Source organism: Coleofasciculus sp. C1-SOL-03, assembly GCF_040220555.1.
Taxonomy (GTDB): domain Bacteria; phylum Cyanobacteriota; class Cyanobacteriia; order Cyanobacteriales; family Coleofasciculaceae; genus Coleofasciculus.
The window spans coordinates 1-25,253 of the sequence record NZ_JAVJUO010000193.1; the positions used below are offsets into that span (position 1 = coordinate 1).

Annotated in this window: 21 protein-coding genes and 1 tRNA gene; 9 read left to right on the forward strand and 13 right to left on the reverse strand. The window is 46.0% G+C overall.

What is annotated here, in order from left to right; genetic code table 11:
- The first annotated feature begins 223 nt into the window (after window positions 1-223).
- On the forward strand, window positions 224-367 hold the full coding sequence (locus RIE73_RS29320; RefSeq protein WP_446404526.1) for a hypothetical protein: 144 nt from the start codon (window positions 224-226) through the stop codon (window positions 365-367).
- Between the two features lie 99 nt (window positions 368-466).
- Here the strand turns inward: RIE73_RS29320 and RIE73_RS29325 are convergent, their stop codons facing one another.
- From RIE73_RS29325 to RIE73_RS29355, 7 genes are all read right to left on the reverse strand, one after another.
- Window positions 467-2,182, reverse strand: coding sequence for a hypothetical protein (locus RIE73_RS29325; protein ID WP_446404527.1), 1,716 nt, complete (start codon window positions 2,180-2,182; stop codon window positions 467-469).
- A gap of 2 nt (window positions 2,183-2,184) precedes the next feature.
- On the reverse strand, window positions 2,185-3,909 hold the full coding sequence (locus RIE73_RS29330) for an RAMP superfamily protein (protein ID WP_446404528.1): 1,725 nt from the start codon (window positions 3,907-3,909) through the stop codon (window positions 2,185-2,187).
- 371 nt (window positions 3,910-4,280) lie between these two features.
- The gene (locus tag RIE73_RS29335) at window positions 4,281-4,682 is read right to left on the reverse strand and encodes a hypothetical protein (RefSeq protein ID WP_446404529.1); all 402 of its coding nucleotides are present in this window, start codon (window positions 4,680-4,682) and stop codon (window positions 4,281-4,283) included.
- A 144-nt stretch (window positions 4,683-4,826) separates the two neighbouring features.
- Window positions 4,827-5,780, reverse strand: coding sequence for an RAMP superfamily CRISPR-associated protein (locus RIE73_RS29340; protein WP_446404530.1), 954 nt, complete (start codon window positions 5,778-5,780; stop codon window positions 4,827-4,829).
- Window positions 5,756-6,883 (reverse strand): type III-B CRISPR module-associated Cmr3 family protein, encoded by a 1,128-nt coding sequence (locus RIE73_RS29345; protein ID WP_446404531.1) that lies wholly within the window; start codon window positions 6,881-6,883, stop codon window positions 5,756-5,758. Before RIE73_RS29345 ends, RIE73_RS29340 begins: the two co-directional genes overlap by 25 nt.
- Window positions 6,856-8,595 carry a Cas10/Cmr2 second palm domain-containing protein gene (locus tag RIE73_RS29350; RefSeq protein ID WP_446404532.1) on the reverse strand — a complete coding sequence of 580 codons (1,740 nt, stop codon included), beginning with the start codon at window positions 8,593-8,595 and terminating at the stop codon, window positions 6,856-6,858. The genes RIE73_RS29345 and RIE73_RS29350 overlap by 28 nt, the downstream gene beginning before the upstream one ends.
- Before the next feature lie 535 nt (window positions 8,596-9,130).
- Window positions 9,131-9,619, reverse strand: a complete 489-nt coding sequence (locus RIE73_RS29355) for an N-acetyltransferase family protein (protein ID WP_446404533.1) — start codon at window positions 9,617-9,619, stop codon at window positions 9,131-9,133.
- Between the two features lie 402 nt (window positions 9,620-10,021).
- On the opposite strand from RIE73_RS29355, the gene RIE73_RS29360 reads away from it, so the two are divergent.
- Window positions 10,022-13,111, forward strand: a complete 3,090-nt coding sequence (locus RIE73_RS29360; protein ID WP_446404534.1) for a UPF0182 family protein — start codon at window positions 10,022-10,024, stop codon at window positions 13,109-13,111.
- Between the two features lie 190 nt (window positions 13,112-13,301).
- Here the strand turns inward: RIE73_RS29360 and RIE73_RS29365 are convergent.
- A tRNA-Thr gene (locus tag RIE73_RS29365) sits at window positions 13,302-13,373 on the reverse strand.
- 190 nt (window positions 13,374-13,563) lie between these two features.
- Here RIE73_RS29365 and RIE73_RS29370 point away from each other — a divergent pair.
- Entirely contained in the window at window positions 13,564-13,863 is a 300-nt protein-coding gene (locus tag RIE73_RS29370; RefSeq protein ID WP_446404535.1) for a DUF3493 domain-containing protein, read from the forward strand.
- Window positions 13,864-14,042: 179 nt separating this feature from the next.
- Complete coding sequence (locus RIE73_RS29375; protein WP_446404536.1) at window positions 14,043-14,795, forward strand: FHA domain-containing protein; 753 nt, start codon at window positions 14,043-14,045, stop codon at window positions 14,793-14,795.
- Window positions 14,796-15,022: 227 nt separating this feature from the next.
- On the opposite strand, the gene RIE73_RS29380 is transcribed toward RIE73_RS29375, so the two are convergent.
- Window positions 15,023-16,129: a metallophosphoesterase family protein gene (locus RIE73_RS29380; RefSeq protein ID WP_446404537.1), complete on the reverse strand. Its 1,107-nt coding sequence runs from the start codon at window positions 16,127-16,129 to the stop codon at window positions 15,023-15,025.
- 287 nt (window positions 16,130-16,416) lie between these two features.
- Between RIE73_RS29380 and RIE73_RS29385 the strand changes: the two genes are divergently transcribed.
- Window positions 16,417-16,911, forward strand: coding sequence for a universal stress protein (locus tag RIE73_RS29385; RefSeq protein ID WP_446404538.1), 495 nt, complete (start codon window positions 16,417-16,419; stop codon window positions 16,909-16,911).
- A 13-nt stretch (window positions 16,912-16,924) separates the two neighbouring features.
- Window positions 16,925-17,881: a ribonuclease III domain-containing protein gene (locus tag RIE73_RS29390; protein ID WP_446404539.1), complete on the forward strand. Its 957-nt coding sequence runs from the start codon at window positions 16,925-16,927 to the stop codon at window positions 17,879-17,881.
- Window positions 17,882-17,965: 84 nt separating this feature from the next.
- On the opposite strand, the gene eno is transcribed toward RIE73_RS29390, so the two are convergent.
- The gene (gene eno, locus RIE73_RS29395) at window positions 17,966-19,264 is read right to left on the reverse strand and encodes a phosphopyruvate hydratase (protein WP_446404540.1); all 1,299 of its coding nucleotides are present in this window, start codon (window positions 19,262-19,264) and stop codon (window positions 17,966-17,968) included.
- Window positions 19,265-19,472: 208 nt separating this feature from the next.
- Window positions 19,473-19,718, reverse strand: coding sequence for a helix-turn-helix domain-containing protein (locus RIE73_RS29400; protein ID WP_446404541.1), 246 nt, complete (start codon window positions 19,716-19,718; stop codon window positions 19,473-19,475).
- Window positions 19,719-19,763: 45 nt separating this feature from the next.
- Here RIE73_RS29400 and RIE73_RS29405 point away from each other — a divergent pair, with 45 nt between their 5' ends.
- The 3 genes from RIE73_RS29405 (at window position 19,764) to RIE73_RS29415 (ending at window position 21,319) form a co-directional block, all read left to right on the forward strand.
- Complete coding sequence (locus RIE73_RS29405) at window positions 19,764-19,943, forward strand: hypothetical protein (protein WP_446404542.1); 180 nt, start codon at window positions 19,764-19,766, stop codon at window positions 19,941-19,943.
- Window positions 19,944-20,117: 174 nt separating this feature from the next.
- Complete coding sequence (locus tag RIE73_RS29410; protein ID WP_446404543.1) at window positions 20,118-20,750, forward strand: glutathione S-transferase family protein; 633 nt, start codon at window positions 20,118-20,120, stop codon at window positions 20,748-20,750.
- Window positions 20,751-20,944: 194 nt separating this feature from the next.
- The gene (locus RIE73_RS29415) at window positions 20,945-21,319 is read left to right on the forward strand and encodes a nucleotidyltransferase family protein (protein WP_446404544.1); all 375 of its coding nucleotides are present in this window, start codon (window positions 20,945-20,947) and stop codon (window positions 21,317-21,319) included.
- Window positions 21,320-21,514: 195 nt separating this feature from the next.
- Here RIE73_RS29415 and RIE73_RS29420 read toward each other — a convergent pair whose 3' ends face one another.
- Complete coding sequence (locus RIE73_RS29420) at window positions 21,515-24,376, reverse strand: transcriptional regulator (RefSeq protein WP_446404545.1); 2,862 nt, start codon at window positions 24,374-24,376, stop codon at window positions 21,515-21,517.
- A 225-nt stretch (window positions 24,377-24,601) separates the two neighbouring features.
- Complete coding sequence (locus RIE73_RS29425) at window positions 24,602-25,195, reverse strand: hypothetical protein (protein WP_446404546.1); 594 nt, start codon at window positions 25,193-25,195, stop codon at window positions 24,602-24,604.
- Between the last annotated feature and the right edge of the window lie 58 nt (window positions 25,196-25,253).

Consider the following 25,253-nt stretch of genomic DNA (forward strand, 5'->3'; position numbering starts at 1 on the left):
AAAAGTAGCCAGGAAGTTAGGTATTGACCTAAACCGACTGGGTAGACGGTCTTTGACAACCGTAGCGAGAGTTAGATTGTGGAAGTTGCCACAACTTAACTCTGTCCGCAGAATCCCTCACTTTCAGTGAGGGAGCGTCAATTTAGAAGGTGAATGTCGCCACCCCCATCAAAAACTTCGTGCCAAGAAAGATAGCAACGGTGAATATATTCACGTCGATTACATGATCAAGCTTCCCCCGCGTTCCTTCCACGAGTTCAGTCGCTGGGTCTACCGTTATATGGGATGCGCTCAAGTCCTCTCCCCACCCGATTTAGTGGAAAAGCATCGCCAAGCCGCACAAGCAGTTGCGGCACGGTATCGTTGATCTGAAGTCTCCCTAGAACACCAGTCCAGTAATCGGTTCATCGAATTCAGTAACTATTTAATCGGGAAAATAACTGACAATTTGCCCAGAGAAAATAAATTACTTATCATAAGTTGATTGAATCCGAATCCCATCCGCCAGACCTTGCAACCTCTCCGCCAACTTCGGTTCAGTAAACGGCAAACCACACAGACGAATTGCGGCTATAAATTGCGGTTTTACCTCAGTCTGATACGCCTGGATAACCGATATAGTCCTCTCTTGATTCCCTAATAAATACTTGACCACATCTTCCGGCTTCATGCCTTGCAAATTATGCATCAATTTGTTACGGATATCATCCTCATATTCTCCAGCTTCATTCTTCTGAATACATGACCAGTGCAATACCTTCCACGGCTGAAAATCTGATCGGAGATGACACAGCCATTTGAGCATAAATTCATTGTCTTTGATTTTGTTGGGGTCTTTCCCGAATTTTCCGTCGAATCTTTGGTCAGTTACCGGAAACTGCAATTGCTCTAACGTTTCTAGTTTGAGCCTCTTGATGGTTTTATTGATGTCTTTTTTATTAGCACCTGATACTGACCAGCATTGTTCCAATTCATGATCAGGAACAAACTGTAACCCTCTCCTTAACCATTGAATTAAATCCGCCGCCGGAAAACTTTGCTGAGTTCCATTAATCGATAACGAAACTGAACGCCCCTTAATCTCCGTGGTAATCGCACACCGCAAAAACGTCTCTTGCGCCGCCGCCAATAGCGCAATTCCGGGCAGATAATTCTCTTGCTCAAATAATCGTTCAATCAACGCAATCCCATCAATAATTCGCGCCGTCGCTGCTTGAACGTCAAATTCATTTGACTTATCTGTTAGGGAACGATTCAGATTGAAAAAATCCACCAGTTTTTCCAACTCAACAACCACCGACGCCTCTAAACTTCCCTTAAGTTCCGCGAATTCTAACAAGTGTAACGCCGCACCAGGAGTCCCAGATTGAATTAATCCCTTCACCTGTTGTACCTGAATTCCCCGCAGATATTGGGAGTTACCAATAACATTCGCCCGACGTTCTAGGTTATATTCATTACTGACTAAAAATTGCACCCGTTTGCCAAATCGGGCGAGACTCATAAATTGAACGGCTGAAGAAATAGCTGGGGTACTGGCTTGGTGACTGACATAAACCGTTTGACTCGTCGCCTGATTGGGGTTCGCCGTAAAGGGGAGAGAATCTAATTCGTTTCGTACCAAATCTAGAACATAATCCCATTCAGCTAATCCTGGATCACTAGATTGCGGCGCTAGGTAAATCCATTCACAGGGAGTTTGGGGAAACTTGTCCTCCGTCTGAAAATATCGGGCTACAATGGGCTGCAATTGACGGGTATCCTGCCAATATGGACAGGCGGGTTTGCGCTGGGTTGGGTAATCGGCAAAAATCTGGGATTGATCCGTTAACAGGACGATAATTTTATCTAACTGATCCGTTTCTGCTTTTAACCGTTCCACAAATGTATCCAACAGAGGAAAGGTTAAATACGACCAAATCTGTTCCTGTATTTGGGGGGAATGATACTGATAAACCATTCCCAATACCCTCGGTTCGATTCGATAAGGCACAGTCTTATCTTTATAAATTTGCTTGGGTTCAAATTCAATACCATGGCATTCGTCGAGAATCTCATCCTCATACCAATTATTCCACACCTTATCACTGCGCTGGTTTTCCCTTCGTCCTTTTTGGCGACTGATGTTGTCGCTGTCTAATTGCACATCACTACTGCCAATGGTAACTATCCAAATCGCCATAATTATTGTCCTCCCCACAGTAATTCAAATCCATCTGGCTTTTGCTGAAGAAACTCGACAAACTCCTGGAATTCCGGTGACTGATCCGGAAACAGGGTTAACAACTCAATAAACCGATTCGTCGATTTCCGTTGAAGTTTTCCCTCTTTCTTAATCCAGAGTAGTTTCGGCGGATACATTCGATGCCATAAGCGACCAATTTGACCCAGTTCTCCGGTTACCGATGTCCGCTTAATACTTTTGTCCGGTTCGCCGCGAAGAATGCCTTGTTGATAAGGTTTATGTAACCAATCAATCGCCACACATTCATCCCGATTTTTTGCCAATCGTCCCCACACCTGGACGCGAGAGGGATGCCAGGATTCTCGCCAATTGGCATGATGATCAGGGTTGGGGGGATTTCCTTGTAATTCCATCCAGGTTTTCGCCGTGTCTAAGACAGAATTAATAAATTTGCTAACTTTAGTCGGATGCCAAATCCGAAAGGCATTTTTGCGGTCAATCTCTCCTGCCCATTGCCAATGACAACCAATTAACTTTTCATACTCATCATCGGGATAAAATAAGCGATGATCTGCCCGTCGCCAAGATTTACCAAATCCACCAAATACCATGGCAAACCAGATTAAATCCGTGACTAGGTTTTGTAAGGCGACGTGTTGATCATCAGGGAGGGGGCGAGTTAATGACCAAATCATATCTCCTTCCACGTTATAGGTGGGCTGTTCATACCCATTTTGACCAAACGTCCCTAACCGTAACTCCCCGGTTTTAAATCCTAATTTTAAGAGTCCCACGGTTCCATTTCCTCGCACGCCACCAAACAGTTGTTCCACTAATTCTTCCGCTGTTTGGGCATCGGTTAAGCCCCCAAATAGGCGTAACGCATGACCCCGTAAACTGGCGCGAAAGATGTTGGGACGAAATTCTCCGGTGTCATCAATTAATTTAGCCGCTTGTCCTTGTCCCTTGACCCGAACCTGATATAAAATTGAAGTTGAATCTGTCTCAATCTGTCCATATCCAGCACTGACTCGGATTCCTAAACCCGCCGCGATCGCGTATTGCCAAATCTGCCAGATTTCTTGCCATTGTTCGGCAGAGAGAGGTTTAATACTAGAGATGCCAAATCGTAAGGTAGGTTTAGCCAAAGACACCAAAGCATAAGCACTTTCACCTTTTAATTGATTCTTCCCCTTGGTATTCTGAATTTTGACTTGCCATCCTGCTTGAGGATGGACTAAATCGACTAAGTTTTCTGTCCAATCATTAATTGGATAAGCGCCTTGAAAGCGGAGAATTCCTGGGGTGACATTGGTTTCATCGCCACAGTAAATATTACAGTGATTCGGGGGAATGATTCCAGCTTGTTCCGCTTGTTCACAGGCTTGGCGGAATGCCCCTTTCATGCTACTACCGGGATAAAAGGGAATGCCATAACCACCGATAACGGGGCGAATCATACCATCATCTTGTCCACCATTGGTGACGAATCGCCAGCGAATTTGATAGGTTTGGGTTTGGTAAGTGTCGTTTTGACTGTCGTCTTGATTGGTGAGGGGAATAAATTCGGCTTTTTCAATCCATTCTTCTGCCCAATATTGGACATCTTGTTTTTCCCCGTCTTTTTTCTTCTGGGGGTCAATGTAGTGGAGTTGGCTGCGTCCCAGGATTTGGGCGCGGAACATCATTGGGACTTTTTTGTAGGCGTTGGGGATGGGGGTCATGATTCGGTTCAGTGGCGTTTTACCTGATGAGAGAAATCGTCGGGGCGCATTGATCTGCGTTCTAAAAATGTGCGGTTTATTCTACAAGTTTATCATTATTTATCAGGTGAATTGGGTAGGGGCGAGTCGCTGCATCAATAGGGGGGAAGAGAATTAACGCTTCTCGACTCGCCCTGGTCTAAATGTTGGCGGGGGGCGACCCGGGTTAATTTAAGGTTGGGTGTTGTCAATTGTGTGCGGCGGGTCGCCCCTACATACCCTGGTTTTCCGGTTTAAATTTAGGTAATTTATCCATGGTGCGTTACGCTTCGCTAACGCACCCTACGGCACCCTACGATTGATAATTGGTGGACGGATAAATTATCATCAATTTACTTGCCAATTTTGTATCGTTGTGTCCACCAGACAATGCAATCACAGAGTTGGGTTAAAACCGCGATCGCGACTCGTTGATCCTCAATAGATAGTTGCCATAATTTCTCGGACATGGCTTTAATGTCGTCTATTTGGTTAGGATTTATGGGGTCATTAGGAATGATAACTCCGGCTTTTTTCATCAGGTTGTGTAGTGCATCCCATGTGTCTTTCCAATATTGAGATTTGCTGTCTTCTTTCCCTTGCAGTCGCAAATGTTCACCCCAAAATCGTTCTAATCCATAGGCTACTGCTAGCCGCATTTTATGGGATTGATTCAGGGATTGAGGGTCGCGTATTCGGGCGTCTAGGACTAATTTTTGGGCGATGTGATCCAGTTCGTAAGATTGCCAAGCCATGGTTAATTCCTAAATTGTTGATTGTTGCTTATTCATGGTTCATTGGTCGATTGGGAAGGATATAGTGGGTTGGGTAAAGGGCGACCCGAGTCAATTGAATAAATAGTGTTTTTCATTAGTGCAGCGGGTCGCCCCTACGGGAGGTTAATCCTGAATTAATACCTGACACCGACCAAATCCGATTGATTCTAATCCGCCAAAATATAATTCTAAGGATGCCTTCTCCTCAAAGGGTTTCCACCCGGTTTTCTTCTGGGCGATGGGAAAGACTAAGACGCTGGCTTCGGGTAAGGCTTCTACATTGAAAAAATTCTCAACTTTTTTCATCTCATCTAATAATTTTACCCGACTTTGACGATATAATGCCATATCATGCACCATGGCAATATCGTTATCACTGAGGACAACTATTTTGTTTTTATCTAACTGGCTTCCCGGTGGAATCCAAGGTGATAAATCCTCGTCATGTTCTAACTCAACGAAGCCTAAATTAAAGAAGAGAATTTTACCACGTCCTGCCATTGGTCTCCCTTCTAACCCTTTCCCGGCGGTGTACGGTTCGGGAACATCGGCATCAATATTGGTGATGTCTTGATATCGTCTGAGTAACCAGGGACAAGTCACCCAAACCACAGGTTGACCCGGACAAAATACAGGTAACCAGACGAGGGAGGCGTATTCAAATTTAACCAAGGCTTCCGTGGTGCTATTATCGTCTCCTCCCTGTACGGTTTGTCCATACCAGTAATTATCATTAATTGAATTAGGAACTGTCAGGTTGTTTGCCTGCGCCTGTTGTTCTAACCAGACTAATCGCGGAATTATCTTGGTGATGCCATTAATTTTTACTTCAATTTCTGACACCTCGGCATCAGGAATCTCCACATTCACCGCCTTTAGGTGTGACTCTAACCAATCTTGGCGTTTGAGTCGCATATCTGCCCGAAACCGTCCCCGCATAGAACTTCCAGGAATGATTCCGGTTTGGGTAAATTGATCCCGAAAAATTAGATTTAAATTCCCCGTTTCTTCGCCAGCCGTTGCGCCAACATGGAGGGGGGCGAGGGTTTTAATTATGCCGTAGCCTTTGTGGTACATGGGGGTAATCCTTTGATATCAATGGGTAAACATAAGCCACATCCTAAATGCTTGAGGGAAAATCCTTCTTTAGGGAACCATTCATCAGGAAAATCCCACCAAGTCAGATTGAGAGGATGTTTGAACACGTAAACACTTCCAGGGGGAACGGCGTAGCGTCCCCGACTTAAGCGTCCCGTTTTACTCGGATCATAGTCCTGTTTCTCAGCATCTTCTGGTTGGGATTCACCGATACGATAACGGTAAGGAATGGGTCTATCGGTGAGCATTTTTAGTCCCTGATGGGAAAAACTGGGATGGTGGGGATACCGATAGGAGAGTTTGTTGGAACCCCAAACGCCGGGAGTAATGAGGGCAAAAGCATGGTGAATCTTTTGGCGCAAGAGTTTATTGATGCGGTGGTTTTCTGAGAGAGAATGCGTCTGAATATCGACTAAATGTCCTTCCCCGCCAAACCGATACCAGCCGCTAGGAAGTTCATAGTTTGCTAGGTAGACTAAGCAATAGTTTTGATTCAGTTGTACGGCATTTTCTAAGAAGAGTCCATCTTGGTTAACAACGTGACGTTCTTGCTGTTTCAATTTAGGATGTAAAAACGGGATAAACTCCCAGGGGGCTGTCTCAACACGTTCTCTAAGTTCAGAGGCGGGTAAGTTCCAGCTATAAATCGATTGCCAGGTATAATCGGGATTGAGGTCTTTTTTATCCCGATGCCATCGATGCTGACCCAGAATCCAGTTGGTTTTATCGGTGTCACTGGCTGCTGATGGTGCAACTTTTTTCTTGACAAAATACCATTCATCGTCCTCTTCTTCGGCGACGACTTTATGCCAAGGAATCGGCACATAAAAGGTTTTGGGTTTATCCCGTTTTGCCCAAAAAGCACCCGCGACAACCAGATTATTGCTTAAATATTTATGATTGGTAAACTGATGTTCGCGATTGGCATGAAAAAATAATCCCGCCATCGCCGCCGCATCCGGTGGAAACTTTGTTCCCGATCGCCCGACGAGGTTCTCTGGTGATAAAAAGGCACCAGCACTGCCATACATGAAGCCTAATGGCTTGACGGCGATTAAGTATTTGAAGTACTTGTCCGACATAATTGCCACCCCACTTGAATCAAGTCGTTAATCCAATTTACGATGACGATATTGGTGTTATCGCCAGCAATATCACTCCATTTATTCTCCTGGCTGAAGGTTTCCCCCGCCTGATTAAAATACAGGTCAAAAATCGCCAAGGCGACATTTTTCCGAATCGGCATTCCCTGCATTTCCTTTAAGCGAATTCCATGACGGGCTTTTAACTGCGCCCAATCACTATAAATATGGTTCCAATTGGGTTCCTCTCCCCAGGATTTGCCGTCGCGATCGCGGTACTGGGTGATAATAGGTAAATACTCCCAGGGACAAGTCCATTGGACAGATTGACCACTATTAAAAACCACCCGAATCGTTACGCGATCGCGTCCTTGATTCTTTGCCCGTTTTTCAGCGTCTCGACAATGCTGTAAAATATCCCGTTGGGGAACTTGATGTCCTGCCCAAACAAAGCCAACACTATAGGTAAAATCCAGATTTAGGTCTTGTTTAATCTGCTGTTGCTGGTTTTCCCAGTGGGATTCTAAGGCTAATAACCACTGCAACGCCTCTATCGGTTTTAGCTTCTCCGGTGTTTCTGATGATTGGGTTTCGTTACTGTACAATACGCCGAGGAAGTCATCCCCACCCGCATAGATGACCCGTCCTTTTCCCTGGGGAAATAAGTCTGGCTTTCTCTGAAACTCCTGTCCCCATTCCCGAATTAAATCGGTAAAATGTTTGAGTTCCTTGTCTCGCTGCTGGGGATCATGATCATGGCGACTCGCCAGGACTTTCAACTTATCCCCAACTTTATCACCATCCCCCATAAACCAAGCAGTCCAATATCCCGGTTCCCGGATAATATCTTTAAATTCTGGGTCATCATCTTTGGCTTTGAGTCTATCGATACCAATGTGATCAGCAATCACGTCGTAGGTAACTAAACGCTTAACCAGTTCCGGAATACTCAGGCGTTCATTCGGCGCAACATACCTGCCAATTTGCTCAAAATATTGGCGATTCTGATCAGGTAGAGATTGCTTTTTTCTCAACTCTTCCAGAGACAAACTTGGTTGTCCGACTCGTTCATCGGGGTTATCCAACAGCCACGACAAGCGACGATAAAATAGTTCCATCTCCTCTTGTTCCGATTGGCTGAGTAAACGACCAGGATTAGAGTCTAGCTTACCCAACTGATGCCACGCGATCGCATCGGTTCCGGTTAAACTGGAACTGGAGCCCACCCAGTTTATGGCAATCCAATCCCGCCTCAGTTTGCGAGTTTCCAAGTCATCCATGGCGGCTTGAACCGAGTCCCCATATCCCCAAAAGACTTCCCAAGTGTAACTTTCCCAGCGTTCCCATTCCCCTTTGCTTTGTCCTGTTTTTCCTTGAGTTTGTGACCAACAATACTGGTTTTTGGGGATACCCAAGTTATCTTCTATCCACACTCGGCAAATCTTTAGAATAGTCTGCCATTCTTTTAGGAGAGTATTTTGGACAAGATTGCGGTCAAATTTCCCTCGAACTAGAATCCGATTCGGCATTCCCTTCGCCACATTGGGCAATCCTGGGGAAATTACCGTGAGTCCTAAGCATTCTGCCTTTTGCACCAGTTTAAAACTCAAAAAGGATAAGATTAGCGAAGATCCATACAAATCTCGAAGTTTGCGGGATTTTTCGATAAATCCTTGTACAGGGGCAAAGCTGGCGGCGGTGTATTCAGACATAAGACTTACGGGTATTTAGGCAACTCAGTAGATACCATTTCGCTTGGTTACGCCACCCACGGCTTTTGTGGGAGGACTTTTTACAGGGGACTTGTAAACCAATCCCTAATTTCTGGCTTGCCCATTTGCTCGGAATACAGAGGTGTTTTCCTTTCTGTTTTGCTGTCTAGACTTTACTCTAGCAAGTGTTCCCTGTATGACGCTAGATATTACAAGTTACTGAAAATATTTTTCTTCTCCAGATTGAATCCCTGTGACAGGTAGGGTTTTAGCTATTTTTGACTCAATAGAATTAATAGTGGCTTTTTCTTGACAGTTGAGCAAAACTTATGGTAGTTGTACCGTTTGCCACAAGATTCTGCTGTATCATGATGTCAAAATCATGCTCCATCGCTATCCGATCTCGGATATCCTATTGGAATGATACATACCCTTGTAAGGGGGCTAGCAAGGTATTGACGCTACCACGGACTACGTGTTAAACAAATTTTTAGGTGATACCGGCGGCCTAAATGCCCTCGGCTTCAGAAATTTGTTAGCAGTCATTTTTAAGGAGTTTGAAATAAAATAATTCTGGGTCACCTTCATCAAGATTATATACAGTCCCACTCGGTTGATATTCCATTTTCACCATTAGTTCTTGCATTGGTTTATTGGACTCATTCGTTGAAGTAAATAACTTGCTTGTTTTACAATTTCTTTCTAAATGCGAGATTAGAGATGTACCAACACCTTTTCTTCGATTTGACGGTTTCACCATCAACATTGCGATAAATCCCTGGAAGAAGAAAGTGTATTCAAGCACAGCGTAACCAATTAAATCGGCATCATCTAATGCAATTACCGTATTCCCCTCTAGCACCCATTTTTTTATATGCTGTTTTCGATCATCCTCTTCAACTGCAATATGATCAATTGCTATGATGTTAGGAATGTCAGCTTCTGTAGCTTTTCGTATTATCATCATTTTGTTGGCTAACCATTTGTAGCTGGAACCTGAAGGGGTGACAAGCAGCTCTTTCATCTTGGCAGTCCAAGCATTTCCCCCTTCAAGCCTTGAAAAGATGAGAGCTTATTGACAGGTTTATTGAGAAGGAATACGTGAATGAGAATGATAATCATCTGGGTGACTCACCGCGAGTCTGTTGGTTATCTTTAATCCTTAAATGCTCCCCCCAAAGCATCACCCAGCAAGGGTCACAAGGTTTTGGGTCGGCGTGCGATACGTGAAGAGCACACGAAGAGCGATACGTTCTACGAACACGCTTCGCGATCGCGGAAAGTCGCACGGCGTTTGCCGTTTCAATAGCGTCGTAGAGACGCGCCATGGCGCGTCTCTACTGGCTGAAGCAAAAGAAGGTATTTTTCGCATTGCGGATTAAGCAAGACACTACTATAACTTATATTATCGCCGCTCTGTAGCAATATGTTTAAACGCTTCGGGAACCACATTTTTAAAGTTATCATCCTGCTGTTGGGGTTGTGGCTAGTCTGGGATTTGCTGGCTCACCTAGTTGCGGAAATTTTCTGGTTCATTGAGCTTGACTATTTGTCAGCGTTCTGGTTACGCTTGCGGACTCAGCTTGGTTTGTGGGCGTTTGTGGGCTGCTTATCGGCTGGATTCCTCCTCAGCAACTTATTTCTCGCTAATCGGCTAAAGTATCCCGCCACCCTGGTTAAGCAGGCTGTCAATCCCAGTCGGATACCTCCGGGAACGACCCAACTTAACCCGACGATACCCAAAACTCCTGCACAAGATTCCACCCCCTTCAACCTGCAAAGGGGTTCTTTGGCGCTGAGGTTACGATTACTCTTGCCTATTGTGCTCTGCCTTTACGTCTTGGTGGGGATAATGCTGTTGCACTACGGTACAGCAGCGATTGACTTTTGGCAACCTGATTTTAATTTGCCCAGTGTCACACCACCTTTACCCTCTGCCTTTGATTGGGGTTCCCTACAAGACGTATGGCTACAGTTGCTGGGACAACTGCTCAAACTAATTACTTTAGTGACTATTGTCATCGCACTGGTGATTAATTCCCAGTTCTGGTTATCGGTGATGGCGGTTGCTTTTTCGGTAGTTTTTGCCTTAGTGGTATCGGGACAATGGGGCAGAGTTTTACAGTATTTCCAACCCACGGCGTTTAACGCGAACGACCCTTTATTTGGTACAGATATTAGTTTCTACGTCTTTAAACTTCCCGTCTTACAACTGTTAGATTTTTGGTTGGGAGGATTGTTTCTATTTGGTTTAATTGCTGTCACCTTAACCTATTTAGTGTCTGGCGGTAGCCTGTCTCACGGCAAGTTTCCGGGATTTTCTCTCCATCAACTCTATCATTTATATGGGTTGGGTTCCTTGGCAATGGCGACGGTGGCATTCCATTATTGGTTATCGCGCTATGACTTATTGTATTCCACTCGTGGTGTTACTTATGGTGCTAGCTATACCGATGTTAAGGCACAGTTACCGATTAATACAGGATTGAGCATTGTTGCCCTAGGAATTGCTCTATTTTTACTCCTCAGACCGATAATCGGGTTTAAGTTGCTACAAAAGAGTGGCAAGGGAACGCTGACCCTACTAGGATTGTATGTGATGATGGTCGCGATCGCCGGATGGCTAATTCCCGCAACCGTGCAACGGTTTGGTGTACAGCCGAATGAATTGGAACGCGAACGCCCCTATATTGAACGCAGTATCAAACTGAGTCGAGCCGCCTTTGACCTGGATAGTATTAATGTGGAAATCTTTAATCCCGAAGGCGAACTCACCAGTGATAATTTAGATGAAAATGTGTTGACGATTCGCAATATCCGCCTCTGGGATGTTCGTCCGATTCTGCAAACCAATCGTCAGTTGCAACGTATCCGTCTCTACTACGAATTTCCAGATGCTGATATTGACCGCTACAGGCTCCCCTTAGAAGCTACTGGTGTTTCCCCGTCCTTTGCGGCAGAAGAGAGCAATGAACGAGAAGCAGAAGACACAGACATTTCCCTCGACATACCCGCACCCGGTTTCACCATTGAAAAGCAACAGGTGATTATTGCACCCAGAGAATTATCCTACGAATCGGTTCCCGATCAAGCCCAAACTTGGGTCAACCAACACTTAGTCTACACCCACGGTTATGGCTTTACCATGAGTCCTGTGAATCGGGTGGGTGGTGGCGGATTGCCTAACTATTTTGTGAAAGATATTGGTACAGGTACGGCACCAGGGAGAGGCGGCGATTTATCCACGTCTAGCCAACTAATTCGCGAAAGTATTCCCATTGGCGCACCCCGAATTTACTACGGACAACTCACGGAAAATTATGTGATGACTCCCACCAACGTGCGGGAATTTGATTATCCCAGTGGTGAGGATAATGTCTACAATACCTACGATGGCAATGGGGGGGTTCAGATTGGTTCATTATGGCGCAGGGTGTTATTTGCCGAGTATCTCAAAGACTGGAAGATGCTGTTTACGGACAACTTTACGCCAGAAACCAAGGTATTATTCCGTCGCAACATCAACCAACGGATTCGAGCGATCGCGCCGTTCTTATACTATGATCGCGACCCGTATATTGTCACGGTGAATCCTCAGGGTGGCGAAACCGAAACGGATCAAGCCTATCTGTACTGGATTATTGATGCCTACACGACCAGCGAACATTATCCCTATTCCGACCCCGGTGACAATACATTTAACTACATTCGCAACTCGGTTAAAGTCGTCATTGATGCCTATAACGGCAATGTGACATTCTATGTGGCAGACCCCGATGACCCCATTATTCAAACCTGGACCAAGATTTTCCCGACCTTATTTAAACCGTTAGATACCATGCCTCCGGCGCTGCGGCGTCATATTCGCTATCCGGTAGACATCTTCAGTGTCCAGTCGGAACGATTGCTTACCTATCACATGACTGACCCCCAAGTCTTTTACAATCGGGAAGACCAATGGCGGATTCCCCAAGAGATTTACGGTAGGGAGTTGCAACCCCTGGAACCTTACTACCTGATTATGAAACTGCCAACGGCTACGAATGAGGAGTTCATTCTCCTGCATCCCTTTACACCGAAGGCACGGAATAATTTAATTGCGTGGTTGGCAGGGCGTTCAGATGGTGAGAATTATGGCAAATTACTCTTATATCAGTTTCCTAAACAAGAACTGATTTACGGACCTGAACAAATTGAAGCCCTGATTAATCAAGATCCAGTCATTTCTCAGCAAATCTCACTGTGGAATCGTCAGGGTTCACGGGCGATTCAGGGAAATTTGTTGGTGATTCCAATTGAGCAATCGTTGCTTTATGTCGAACCGCTTTACCTGGAAGCTGAACGCAATAGCCTACCTATTTTAGCGCGGGTGATTGTTGTTTATGAAAATCGCATTGTCATGGCAGAAAGTTTAGAAAAGGCGCTGGAGGGAATCTTTAAACAACCAGAACAAGAACCCGCCCCCACGATTATTCGTCCCCTAGATGAGCCACCTGTTCCGTTAGAGGGGGGATAAACAAGCTCCCGAAAAGCAGCTACATTATGTTCCTTATCGCCTTCTGCCTTGGAGCCTTCGGACTGCTGCCTTCTTGCACTAGTTTAAGCCGAATGTCACTGACTTAAGCTGGGTTCGTAGTAGGCACGAAGCGTGCCAGAAGCGAAGACAGCGCTTACTACAAACTCTAAAGTCAGTGGCATTCAGTTTAAGCCGATGAGCGGATTTGAACCGCTGACCGTTCGATTACGAATCGAATGCTCTACCACTGAGCTACACCGGCATCACTTGACTACTATAGCAAGCTTTGGCACAAGTCACTGCATATTGTTGGGTCTTTGGTCTCAACCCTGTAAGCAGATCACTGCCAAAATACCTTCTTTTCATATTAAAGCAAGATTTGGCATAATTCACTGCCCAAGGTGAGAATGTCATGTCACCATTAAGCTAGAGAGGAACGATCAACGAAACTCATGACCCATTCAAACCCAAACAAGCGTCCGTCCCCGTCGAACCTCAAATCGCGACAGATGAGTCCGGAAAAATACGCTCGACTCAAAGCGGAAGCAAAAGCACCCTACCGAGGACTGAGAAAATTTATCTATGGGGCATTTGCTGCCTCTGGTTTTATTGGCGGACTCGTTTTCCTGGCACAGTTAATGGCGGGGCGAGACGTGGCGACGGCATTGCCCAATCTGGCGCTACAAAGTGGCATCGTTGCCCTAATGATTTGGCTATTTCGCCTAGAACAACGGGCAGAGCGTAAGCAATAGGTTAAGATTGGCTTGAACTCGACAGATATCTGAATGGGGCAACAGTCACCTACTTAGATCTTTTAATCTCTAGGTAAAATTTCTAACGCTGTAGAGTTCATCCGAAACGATAGACCAATCCGGATGTTAAAGTTCCCATCAATGGGTATTAGGTTGTTTAGGAATTGTCGGCTCGTTTTATGGAAATCGAACAACGATTGGGTCTATACCAGGTGTTCCTGAAGCTCTACGAGTATCATCGGGGTTTACTCGATGAAATTCTCCAGCTTGAGAAAACGGGGCATAAAACATTCTCGAGTCGAACCGTTCGCTTTGTCACGGGTATTGTGCAAAGTCAGCGCCCTTGTCTGATGACCAATCTGGTAGAGGGGAAAACCCAAACCCTGTTTCAGCCTCAGGGAATTTGGACGATTGGTCGCGATCGCCAATTGGCGATATCGATTCCCGATCCCCACTTATCCCGTCATCATGCGGCAATTTACTATTTGCCCAACAAAGGATATTACCTTGTCGATTTTAAAAGCACAAATGGCACGTTTGTCAACGGTGAACCGGTACATGGGCATATATCGCTGAAAGATGGCGATTGCATTCGACTCAGTACCCTTACCTTTTACTTTTTCCTCTGCAACGACACCCAAAAGCTCAACCCCGCCTCTCCCGAAATTATCGCCAAACTGAAAGCCTCCAAAGCGTCTTCCTCTGTAGAACCCTCCTCATCCTCAAAACGAAAAACCCCAAATGAAGATGTAGAGTTACCGGCGAAAGTCAAAGGCTCTGACGGTGACTATCACAAAGGAACATCACAATTTTTGCAAAAACTATCGAAGTTAGACGAATTATCTGGAGAAACTGCCTTACCTAAATTAAATTCCCATCAACGCGCAGAAATTTTAGATCGGTTTTTCAGTCGGCAAATTCCCAACCCCTAAATGATAAGTGATACCAAATCCGGGTTAACTACTTGGGGAGTGTCGGGTGTGGGGTGTCGGGTATTGTTTATTCATTTTGACCCTGAAGTCCTTCGAGTTGATGGCGTTGGCTCGCCAGAAAGAGCGCTTGCTCCTTACCCTATCTCCTCTTAGGGGCTTTTGTGTTCTTTACCGAGAAGCCCCACACCCCACACCCTGCCTACCTTTGACGCGAGCTTGTCACCCCTTCAGGACTCCAGGAGCAATGTCGTATGGTTATCGATAAAAGCAGGTTTACCGTTGCTATCCATCGCGCTAAAGGTTTGAAAATAGCGGCGGATATGGGGAGGAAAGTCGGGAAAATCAAAGCAGGCGTCACCCACAGCAATATCTGCCCAAAAGTTACGCAGGCTGGGAGCAAGTTGATCAGCATCGCGTTGGGGTAAACATAAGGGTGGGGCGGTGAGTAACTTTACCATAAACGGATGAGAGCGATCGCCCATCCATTTTCGCGAAATTTCCGGCAAATTTTCCCAACCGGGTACAGAGGTGATGTGATGGGATTCTACCTGTAACCAGCGATTCCCTAAATTATCGGTTCGCAGTTCTAAGACTCGGTAGGGATGGGGATAGCTAACTAATGATCCAGTAGTAATATCGTAGATTCCCTGATAATAGGCGATATCCTGGACATGAAGATGACCCGTAAAAATTAAATTCACCCCAGCCGCTTTGAGCAGATTTAATAGGGTAGGGGCATTATCCAGCATATAACGGCGTCCCAAGGGATGCTTCCCTTGATCCGGTAGATGTTCGATGACATTGTGATGTACCATAACCACAACTAACTTGTCCTGGGTTTGGGCAAGTACATCCTCAAGCCATGCCAATTGCGGTGCATCCAGACAACCCAGTTGTTTCCCCGTCTGGTCAAATTGGTTGGAATTTAGCCCAATAAGCTGCACACCGGGGAAAATTTCCTGGGTGTAGTAGAGTTGGTCGGGATTGTCATAGCCAAATTGATGATAGTAGTGGGGAAAGTCTTTTAGTCCAATCGAACGTTCATCGGGTAATCGTGTGGGGACATCATGATTACCCGGTATAACGTAAACCGGGTAGGGTAGCTGGGATAACCGCCGTTGTAGCCAGTCATGGTTACTCGGTTCGCCATGCTGGGTTAAGTCTCCTGGAAGCAGGAGAAAATCTAAATTAAGGCGCTCTAAATGATTAAAGACTAGCTCTAGAGCCGGGATACTGATTTCCACTAAATGGAAGCGGGTGGGAACATCCCAAATAGTTTGGGGCAGGGCGATGTGTAAGTCGCTGATTACCGCAAAGCGGGCATTTAAACTCATGAATTTTTTCCCTCTCAGCCCTTGGTTTCCAGGTTGAGTGTCGGATTTCTATTGGCGGCAAAGGTTTCTGTGAAACCTGAGATGAGTCTGGCATCTATAGTTTCACAAAAATTAATTATTGTGTGTATGTTTGAGCCAGATTCCGACATAATCGCTAGATTAGAATTAGCATCTATCAGCTAGTGCTTTGCCGAAATCAAGCGGCATCATTCAGATTTGCAATACATTATACCATTGTCAGAGGAGTAACACCCCGATAATTTACCAGGGTTTTGGAGAAAGTGGTTATGTTTGAAAAGATGCTTGTTGCCATAGATACCTCTGGTATGGGTGATCATGTTTTTGATCAAGCCCTAGAGTTAGCCAAAGCGGTTAAGGGTCATCTATTACTGTTGCACGTTCTGTCTCCGGAAGAAGACGCAAGTCCGGGGATGCCAGGATTTTCCGATGCGGATTATTACCCGTGGCGATTGGATGATGTGAATATCGCCTACCGCAAGCAGTGGGACGAATTTGAAAGCGAATGTCTGGAGATTTTGCGATCGCGCACGGGTGAAGCGACGGCGGCGGGTGTCTCGGCGGAGTTTACCCAGGTGCCAGGCACTCCGGGGGAAACCATCTGTAAGGTGGCGCAGAATTGGCAAGCGGATCTAATTATCATTGGTCATCGGGGGTTGTCGGGGCTTTCGGAGTTACTTTTGGGGAGTGTCAGTAATCACGTTCTCCACCATGCTCCCTGTTCAGTCCTGACGGTGCAATTACCTGTTGTGAAAACGTCTTAATCTTTTAAAACTAATGGAATGGAATTCTGAACCTTTAGAAAGCCAAATTGGTATTCAATTCAAGCATAGTGATACACTTCGCCTAGCGTTAATGCATCGCTCTTATGCGGAACAAATTGGAGAATATGAACAGAATAACGAGCGATTGAAATTTCTGGGTGATGCCATCGTTAATCTGGTAATTACTGACTATTTATATCACAATTGTCCCTATTTGGAAGTCGGTAATTTCAAAGGCTTACGGGACAAGTTAGTCGAAGGACAACGGTTAACTAAACTGTGGTATCAACTGGGGTTAGGTGAAGGGTTTCCGTTTCTAGGACTGACCCAAGAACGGCATCGCTTGCGTTTACAAACTCACAATCCCTTTGAGGAGGCGTTGATCGCGTTAGTTGGGGCGATTCATCAGGATCGCGGCTTTTCCCAGGCGCGGAATTGGTTGGTTAAACAGTTGATTGCGCCGTTGCTGGAGCGTCATTTAAAAAATAAAAAAGAGCGTTCGTCACCGAATAAACAGTTAAGGTTTCTGGGAGATGCAGTATTGAAGGCGATCGTTGCGGATTATTTATATGGCTATCTCCCCAATGTTAAAGTGGGCAGTTTAAATGAGTTGTTCAAGGAATTAACGTCTAAGGAAAATCAAGCCAACTCTATTAATCAAATCACGACGGAGGAATTGACGGCGCTGAATTTGGGAAATGAGAACGTTTTAGGCAAATCATTTAAAGCATTATTAGCCGCCGTTTATCTGAAGCAGAGTGCAGAAAATGATAAGCGGGGCTTCGCAGAAACCGAAAACTGGTTTGTGGAACGGTTTGTTGATCAGGATCAGGTGTTAAGGAAAGCCATTCATTTACTGATGGAGGATGGTAAGTCGCAGAAGTGGATTGTCCGCCATGTTATGGGGTATGAAAGTAAGGATTATCATGCGGGACGCGATCGGTTTAATGAGGTGATGGAAGTCGGTTGAGTTATCACCCCATCACCCCATCACCCCATCACCCCATCACCCCATCACCCCATCACCTCAGGGTCAGACTCTTAGAAATGGGAATTATTTGGCAATTCGAGGTCCCATGCCAATCGTACCCGCATAGATGGCGCGATCGCCGAGTTCGTCTTCAATCCGTAGCAGGCGGTTGTATTTGGCAACTCGTTCACTGCGACAGAGGGAACCGGTTTTGATTTGACCGGCGCGAGTGGCGACGGCTAAATCTGCGATCGTGGTGTCTTCGGTTTCACCGGAACGGTGAGAGATAACTGAACGGAAACCATGGCGAGTGGCAAGTTCAATGGTTTCTAAGGTTTCGGTTAACGACCCAATTTGATTGAGTTTAATTAAGATGGAATTCCCGGCGGCTAAGTCAATCCCTTTTTGCAAGCGCGTGGGGTTAGTCACAAATAAATCATCCCCAACTAATTGGATACGAGACCCCAGTTTTTCGGTCAGCAGTTGCCAATTATCCCAATCTTCTTCATGTAAGCCATCTTCAATGGACACAATCGGATATTGACTGACTAATTGATCTAGATAATCAACGAGTTCACTGGGAGAATGAGAGGACCCTTCATAGAGATATTGCCCGTCTTTATAAAATTCACTGGCGGCGACATCCATAGCTAACGCCACCTGTTCTCCCGGTTTATACCCAGCTTTTTCTATAGCAGCAATTAGAAATTCCAATGCCGCTTTATTGGACTCTAAGTTCGGCGCATAGCCTCCTTCATCACCTACACCGGATAGCAGCTTTTTCTCCTTCAACACCTGAGACAGGGCGGCGAATACCTCAGCCCCCCAACGCAGCGCCTCTTGAAAGGTATCAGCCCCCACGGGGACAATCATAAACTCCTGAAAGTCCACATTATTATCGGCATGGGCACCACCGTTAATCACATTCATTAACGGGACAGGCAGAAGATTGGCAAGGGGTCCGCCTAAATAGCGATAGAGGGGAAGTTGCAATTCATTCGCGGCGGCTTTGGCATTGGCGAGAGAAACTGCCAGGATAGCATTGGCACCCAGTTCATGTTTATTTTTGGAACCATCCCGATCAATCATCGTGTGGTCAACGGTGGCTTGGTCTAGGGCGTCGATGTCCAGGAGTTCGGGGGTAATTTTCTCTTTGATGTTACGGACAGCCTTGAGAACGCCTTTCCCGTTGTAGCGATGAGAATCACCATCCCGCAGTTCGTGGGCTTCAAAGGTGCCAGTAGACGCACCACTGGGAACTTGTGCCAATCCCAGGGAACCACTAGCGAGGCGAACTTCCGCTTCCACGGTGGGGCGTCCCCGTGAGTCGAGGATTTCTCTGGCGTCAATGGCTTCAATCGGAGATTCGGGTTTATCTAACATGCTGTTTCCTCTAAGTTGCAATGACTCCAGGGTTCAGGATACGTCTGAAGTCGTGGACAAACAAGCGTACTTAAGGAAGTTTTCGATCCCCAGCGCTCGTATCCGGACTTATGATAGGGTATGCGATCGCTCTGTTGATATTAAAAAAATATTCAAACCTTGACATCTGTCAAAAAAAAACCCACCCCTACCATTCAAATTGTTGGTACTACTCCTCATCATCATTCCCAGGCGGATTCCCTAAATACAACCGCACAAACTCTTCCGCCGCCGTCTGATTAATCTGATGCAGCGCATCTCGGAGTTGAATCACCATCTCAGCGCCAGGATCTCTCACTTCATGTACCCAGCGATAAATATTGGAACGTCCAATCCCCATCTTTACCGCCACTTGGTTTTGGCTAATGCCGTAATTGTCTAACACCTGCTTAAGGGCTTTTCCTGCTCTTCCCATGCCCAAAATTGTGTCAGATGTGGATTCAACCGTAAATGACACCGATTGGCATACGTTGCGCTAAACTTTGAAGTAATTCTTCTGTTGCCAGAAAAGTCAAGCCGATCGACGGAGAAATCGATTCTGGAAATATTGGCAGAAATCCACTCTCAGCGCCCCTCTAGTCGAAATCTAGAAGAAATTAATCGAGATTTGCAAGCGGAAAGGGATGCATGGGACAGCTAAACTTGCCTGACTCTTCTAGAATATATATTGACACGGTTGTTGTGATTTATGCCGTTGAACAAGCTCCGGTTTATGGTTCATTGTTAGCTGACCTCTGGGCATAAAGTCATATTCCTAGAGGTGATCGCTCTTTAGGGTGACAGGAGAACAGGAAATTAAAAATTGAGATGGTTTATGAAACTCTATTACTTTCCAACAACACGCGCTGTGCGTCCTCGGTGGTGTCTAGAAGAAATGGGTATTCCCTACGAGTTAGTGCGGGTAGATATCACTCAAACGGACAAACAAGAGTATCAAAATTTACACCCTCACGGCAAAGTACCAGTTCTGGTGGATGAAGATGTGACCATCTTTGAGTCGGCGGCGATTTGTGCTTATCTGGCAGACAAATACTCAGACAAAGGATTAATTCCAGCCCCAGGAACATCAGCACGAGCGTATTATTATCAGTGGCTTTTTTATGCGATGGTGACATTAGAGCCACCTGTGGAGCATTATATATTTCAGGCGCTACCGGATTTGCCTGAAAAGATATCGCCACTGAAAAAACGTTCAGAACTCTCAATGGATGACACATTGGCGTGGTTTGCCCAAGTTTCTGAACCGTTAAAAGCCGCGCTTGAGGGTCAAGATTTTCTGGTCGAGAACCAATTCACGACAGCGGATATTGTCACAGGAGGAGTTCTGATGTGGGCACTTCAATTAGGAATCCTGGACAATCATCAGATTCTTAAGGCTTATGCTGAGAAACTCAGGCAAAGAGAAGCTTTTGGGCAAGCTGATGCAGATTTCGATGTTAAAGACTAACATTCGTCCTTAGCCCTTCAGCCCTTCGTTAGGGAACTCTTAACAAGATAAGGTAGAGTTTTGAGTGAAATTACAACGGAAGTATGTCACCTTCGTATGTTAGGTTTCGTTCCTAAACCAAACTCTCAGTTAGCCTTTTGGGTTTCGCCATTGCTCTACCCAACCTACGAGAACGATAGGATTACGGTCAAGTTATGAACGTTAAAAATATTGATCTGCCAATGAAGCAGATTAAAGCATTTTGCGATCGCTGGCAAGTTACAGAATTTTATTTATTCGGTTCTGTCTTGCGAGACGACTTTCGCCCTGATAGTGATATTGACGTGATGGTGCAATTTCATCCAGAGGCTCATCCCACGTTCTTCAGTTTGGAGCAAATGGAAGCGGAGTTAAAGACGATCTTTAATCGAGACGTTGATTTAATTACTCGTCAGGGGATTACATCAAGTCGTAACTATTTACGTCGTCAAGAAATTCTTTCATCGGCTCAGGTAATTTACTGGAGTTTAGGCAATAATGGCAATAATAGGACAGGGCAATGTTCTCTAGCACAACTCAGGGATAATTGATTAGGTAGGGGCACGATACTATCGTGCCCTGATCTACTTACGCAGACACACCACTGATGGGGGTAAAGGTGCGTTACGCTACGCTAACACACCCTACAAATAGAGCTTTTGCGTAAGTCCTATCAAAATGAGATACCGATTTTAATTGAGGAGTTACGATTAAGAGTCCCAAGAGAAGAATAAACCCAATTCGTTTTACCTAAACTTAGGTGGAAGTTCAGCCGGAGGCGGAGAATCTGCACCTGGAGGAAGCGGAGGTGAACCGCCAGGTGGTAGGGGTAGCGGTTTGGGTTCTGTTCCAGAGGGTGAAGTTCCCGGTGAGGGTGACGGTGAGGGTGAGGGTGAGGGGGATGTCCCCGCTTCTGCAGTAGAATCCCCTCCGGGTGGAGGGGGTGGTAGAGTGGGTAATCCGTTAGCTGTGTCTCCTGGTGGAGATAAGGGAGTCATTTCCACAGGTTCTGGAGGCGGTGGTTGAACCGTTTCTATCGTGACTGAACGGCTTTTTTGTTCCCCGGCTTCATTGGTGACTTGCAGAGTAATCGTTTCCGTACTTGGTTCTGGACTCAGGGGATAAGGAACCGTTCCTTCCCGTGGTACAGTACCGGGTGCAGGAAGTAATTCCACTTTCAAATCTCTACCTCCCTCAACTTTCCAGGATAAGGGAACAGGTATTGATTCATCTTCAGAAATTTGCACCACAAATTTAGGGCGAGTTAGGGTTTCTATTCCGTTAACGGTAAACTCAACAATATCAAAGGGGACAGGTTGGGCTTCAATTTTAATCGGATCAGTTTTTTGAGCAGGTAATTCTTCCGGTTCTCCTTGTCGGGGAACAATCGTTAATTCAAAAATATAGGTTCCTGGTTGGCGCACACCTGTGGCAAGATTCATGCAAACTAATGCCTCATCCTGTATTTCACAGGAGTCTTGGAGGGGTTGAGGAATACCTTGGCTAAAATCAATCGATTGCATGGGAAAGGTGACAATTCCTTCAGGATTGCGACCTACCAGTTTTAAGAGTCTGATTTGTTCGGGGTGACTAATTTTCCAATTCAGTAAAATACCTAGGTCTTCCGGTTGCGGTTGCGCTTCAGGTGAGTTATCCTCATTAGCCGTTGGACTAGCTTCTTGGTCTGCCGCTTCCGGGTTGGGCTGAATGACTTCTTGATAGACGGGTTGAGTTGAGGCAAATTCTTCAATCTCAGGAATTGGAAAGGGTGTGATTTTGACTGTATTCGTTTGTAGTTCCTCGGCTTCCCCCTTCTTTTTTCCTTCAGGAATTACCGTCAGTTCAAATACATAATCCCCCGGTTCGCGAGCATCAGTTGGCACGTTCTGGCAATTGAGAACCTCATCGGTTGTGCAGAAACGCTCTAACTCATTGGGAATCCCCTGGCTAAAATTGTAGGCAATCGGACCACTGGTGACGACTCCCTCTGGGGATACGCCTTGTATTTTTAGGGTTTGGATGCGTTTGGGGTTGGTAATCTCCCAATTCAGGCGTACACTTTCCCTATCAGCCGCCGAGTAATTTTTTCCTGCTGGCGCAAATTCGATAATTTCTGGGCGAGGTTTGGGACTAAAAAAGAGCCACCACAGCAGGAATATTAATGCGCCAATCAGTCCGACTATACCTAAAATAACTAATAAAAATTGCCACCACGGACGCCCTTCCCAGATTAAAGTGCCTTGGAAGCGATTGTTAATTAGGGGAAACTGTTGTAGGTCTTCAATTTCAATAACAAAGTTTAAAACTCGCCCGTAGAAGGGTCTACGCCACCATTTCTGGCTAGGTTGTACTTCTAAATTCGCGATCGCATACCCGCCAGGGGCGAGACGTACTTGGGTGGGTATCAGGGTATAGGTACACAGATCATCGCCATCGGCACTTTTGGCGATGAGGGCGATGTCACGGGTAATATTGCCGCCGTTATACAGTTGTAACTCGAAAACACCGGACTGATGGCTGACTTTACCGACTAGGGTGACTAACTCCACAGTTAACAGGTAAATCGGCATTACCTGGAGGTAAATCGCATCCAGTAGCACCAAGTCGGGATTATTCAGGGAATATAGACGCACCGTGGGGGAATAGATTGCCGCCCACGTATCTGCGGGTGGGGTTATCGTTAACTGAATTTGACCCTTTTCACCAGGATTCAACTCCAAGCCATCCATCACCCGCACCACCCCCGTGTCGGTATAGCCTTCCGGGTACATCACCTTATACCAAATCGGGGCTAAATCCGGACAAGTTAAGCGAAATCGATCCACGCGATCGGAACGGTTGTGAACCAAAACCTGAACCTCTAAGGGTTCTCCCGGTTGCACCAAAGCTGGGGCGGCGGAACTGGTGATCGGGAGTAGCGAGAAGGTGGGATCATTAACCCGAACGGCTTCTTGGACAAAAGGCAAGACTTGCAGCCGTGCTTGATGCTGGATGGGTGTATCTTCTGGGTAATGCTGCTGGGCATCAACCATCAGCAGATAATTATAGGTGCCCGGTGTCGCATCCAGTGGCACCGGAATCTGGAACACCACCTCACTACTTTGCCCTCGCCCTAACGCCAGACGTTCGTAGGGGGAAATACACCACTGGTGCAGGGATTGGGAGGTTTCATCGATATAGATATCGATTAAGGCACTTTGATTCCCCTCATTGGTAATCGTGACGCACAACTCAAACGTCGAACCGGGTGTAATTGGCGCATCCCCCGAGGGATTCACAATCATAGACAGAGGTTTTCCCGGTGTCAGCGCTTGCTGAATCATCTCGGAAAACTGGCTACCTTGTCGTCTCATTTCACTGCGGTAGTAACGGGGAATACCTTCTACTTGTATTTCTCGGACGAAACCCTCTTGAACTAACTCATCTAGTTCTATAGCGATCGCCTGTTCGTCTTCATTCAAATGATCGGCAATTTCGGGTAGCGTATGCCCTTCCTCGCGACGGATAAACAGAGCAATTTGCCGTTGACGTTCCGGAAGTGCCAAGATATCAGCAATATTTATAGTTTTACCACCATTTGCCGAAGGATTGGATGGATTGCTATTCATGTTTCCCTTTCCCCTCTGGGTTTGACCTGCCATCCTGCTGACTTCCAAGGGCTAAACCGATTATTTATACGTTCAGCATGGGTGGAGCGACAACTGTATTAACGTTTACAGCGTTCACTCTGACAATTAAACCGCAAGCGAGACCGAATGTCAGCTATTGTCATCTATCCTAGGTTAGTAGTAGACACGAAGTGTGCCAGAAGCGAAGACAGCGCTGACGACAAACTACGCGATCGCACCCGATAATTCTTGCCAGCGTTGATGCCACAACTGCTGTATCTTCTGCATAATCTCAGGTAAATCCTGAAAATCCTGACTTTGCTGATTAATTTCTGGGGCTAATCCCTGAAGTCGGCTAAACTCTCGGCAACAGTAGAGTACCCGTTCCCAAGCCCCATACCAATCCTGTCCGGCTTGTTGGTGGGCGCGAATGGGTTTCAGGCGTTCGTCCTCCTTTCTCAGGAATTCAGCCTGTTTTGCCCACGCCTGACGCCAAGGTTGCACCGCTTCGGGTTGGTCATGCTGATCATACCAGTCACGTTCACGGCGGAGGATTTCGCCTAATTCATCAAGCTGAGAACGAGAGGTGCAGCGCCTAATCGCCGCCAATCCTGCGTCAATCCACAGGGGCAAGTTGCGATAACTAACAAAGATAGCACGGGATTCGGCTAGCTTGACCCAGATTTGGTGTCGCCAGCATTCGACGCGATCGATGTGCTGGAGGGGAATGTTAAGAAATGTAGCGACTTGGTGGCGTACTTCGTCCAGAGAAAATTGGCAAGGATCAATTATCCCAGCCGTGATTAAGTTCCGAGACATGGTAAATCACTCCTGATTTGGGTATTTGCGGTAGCGTTGGCTTGATTTAGGACAGTTG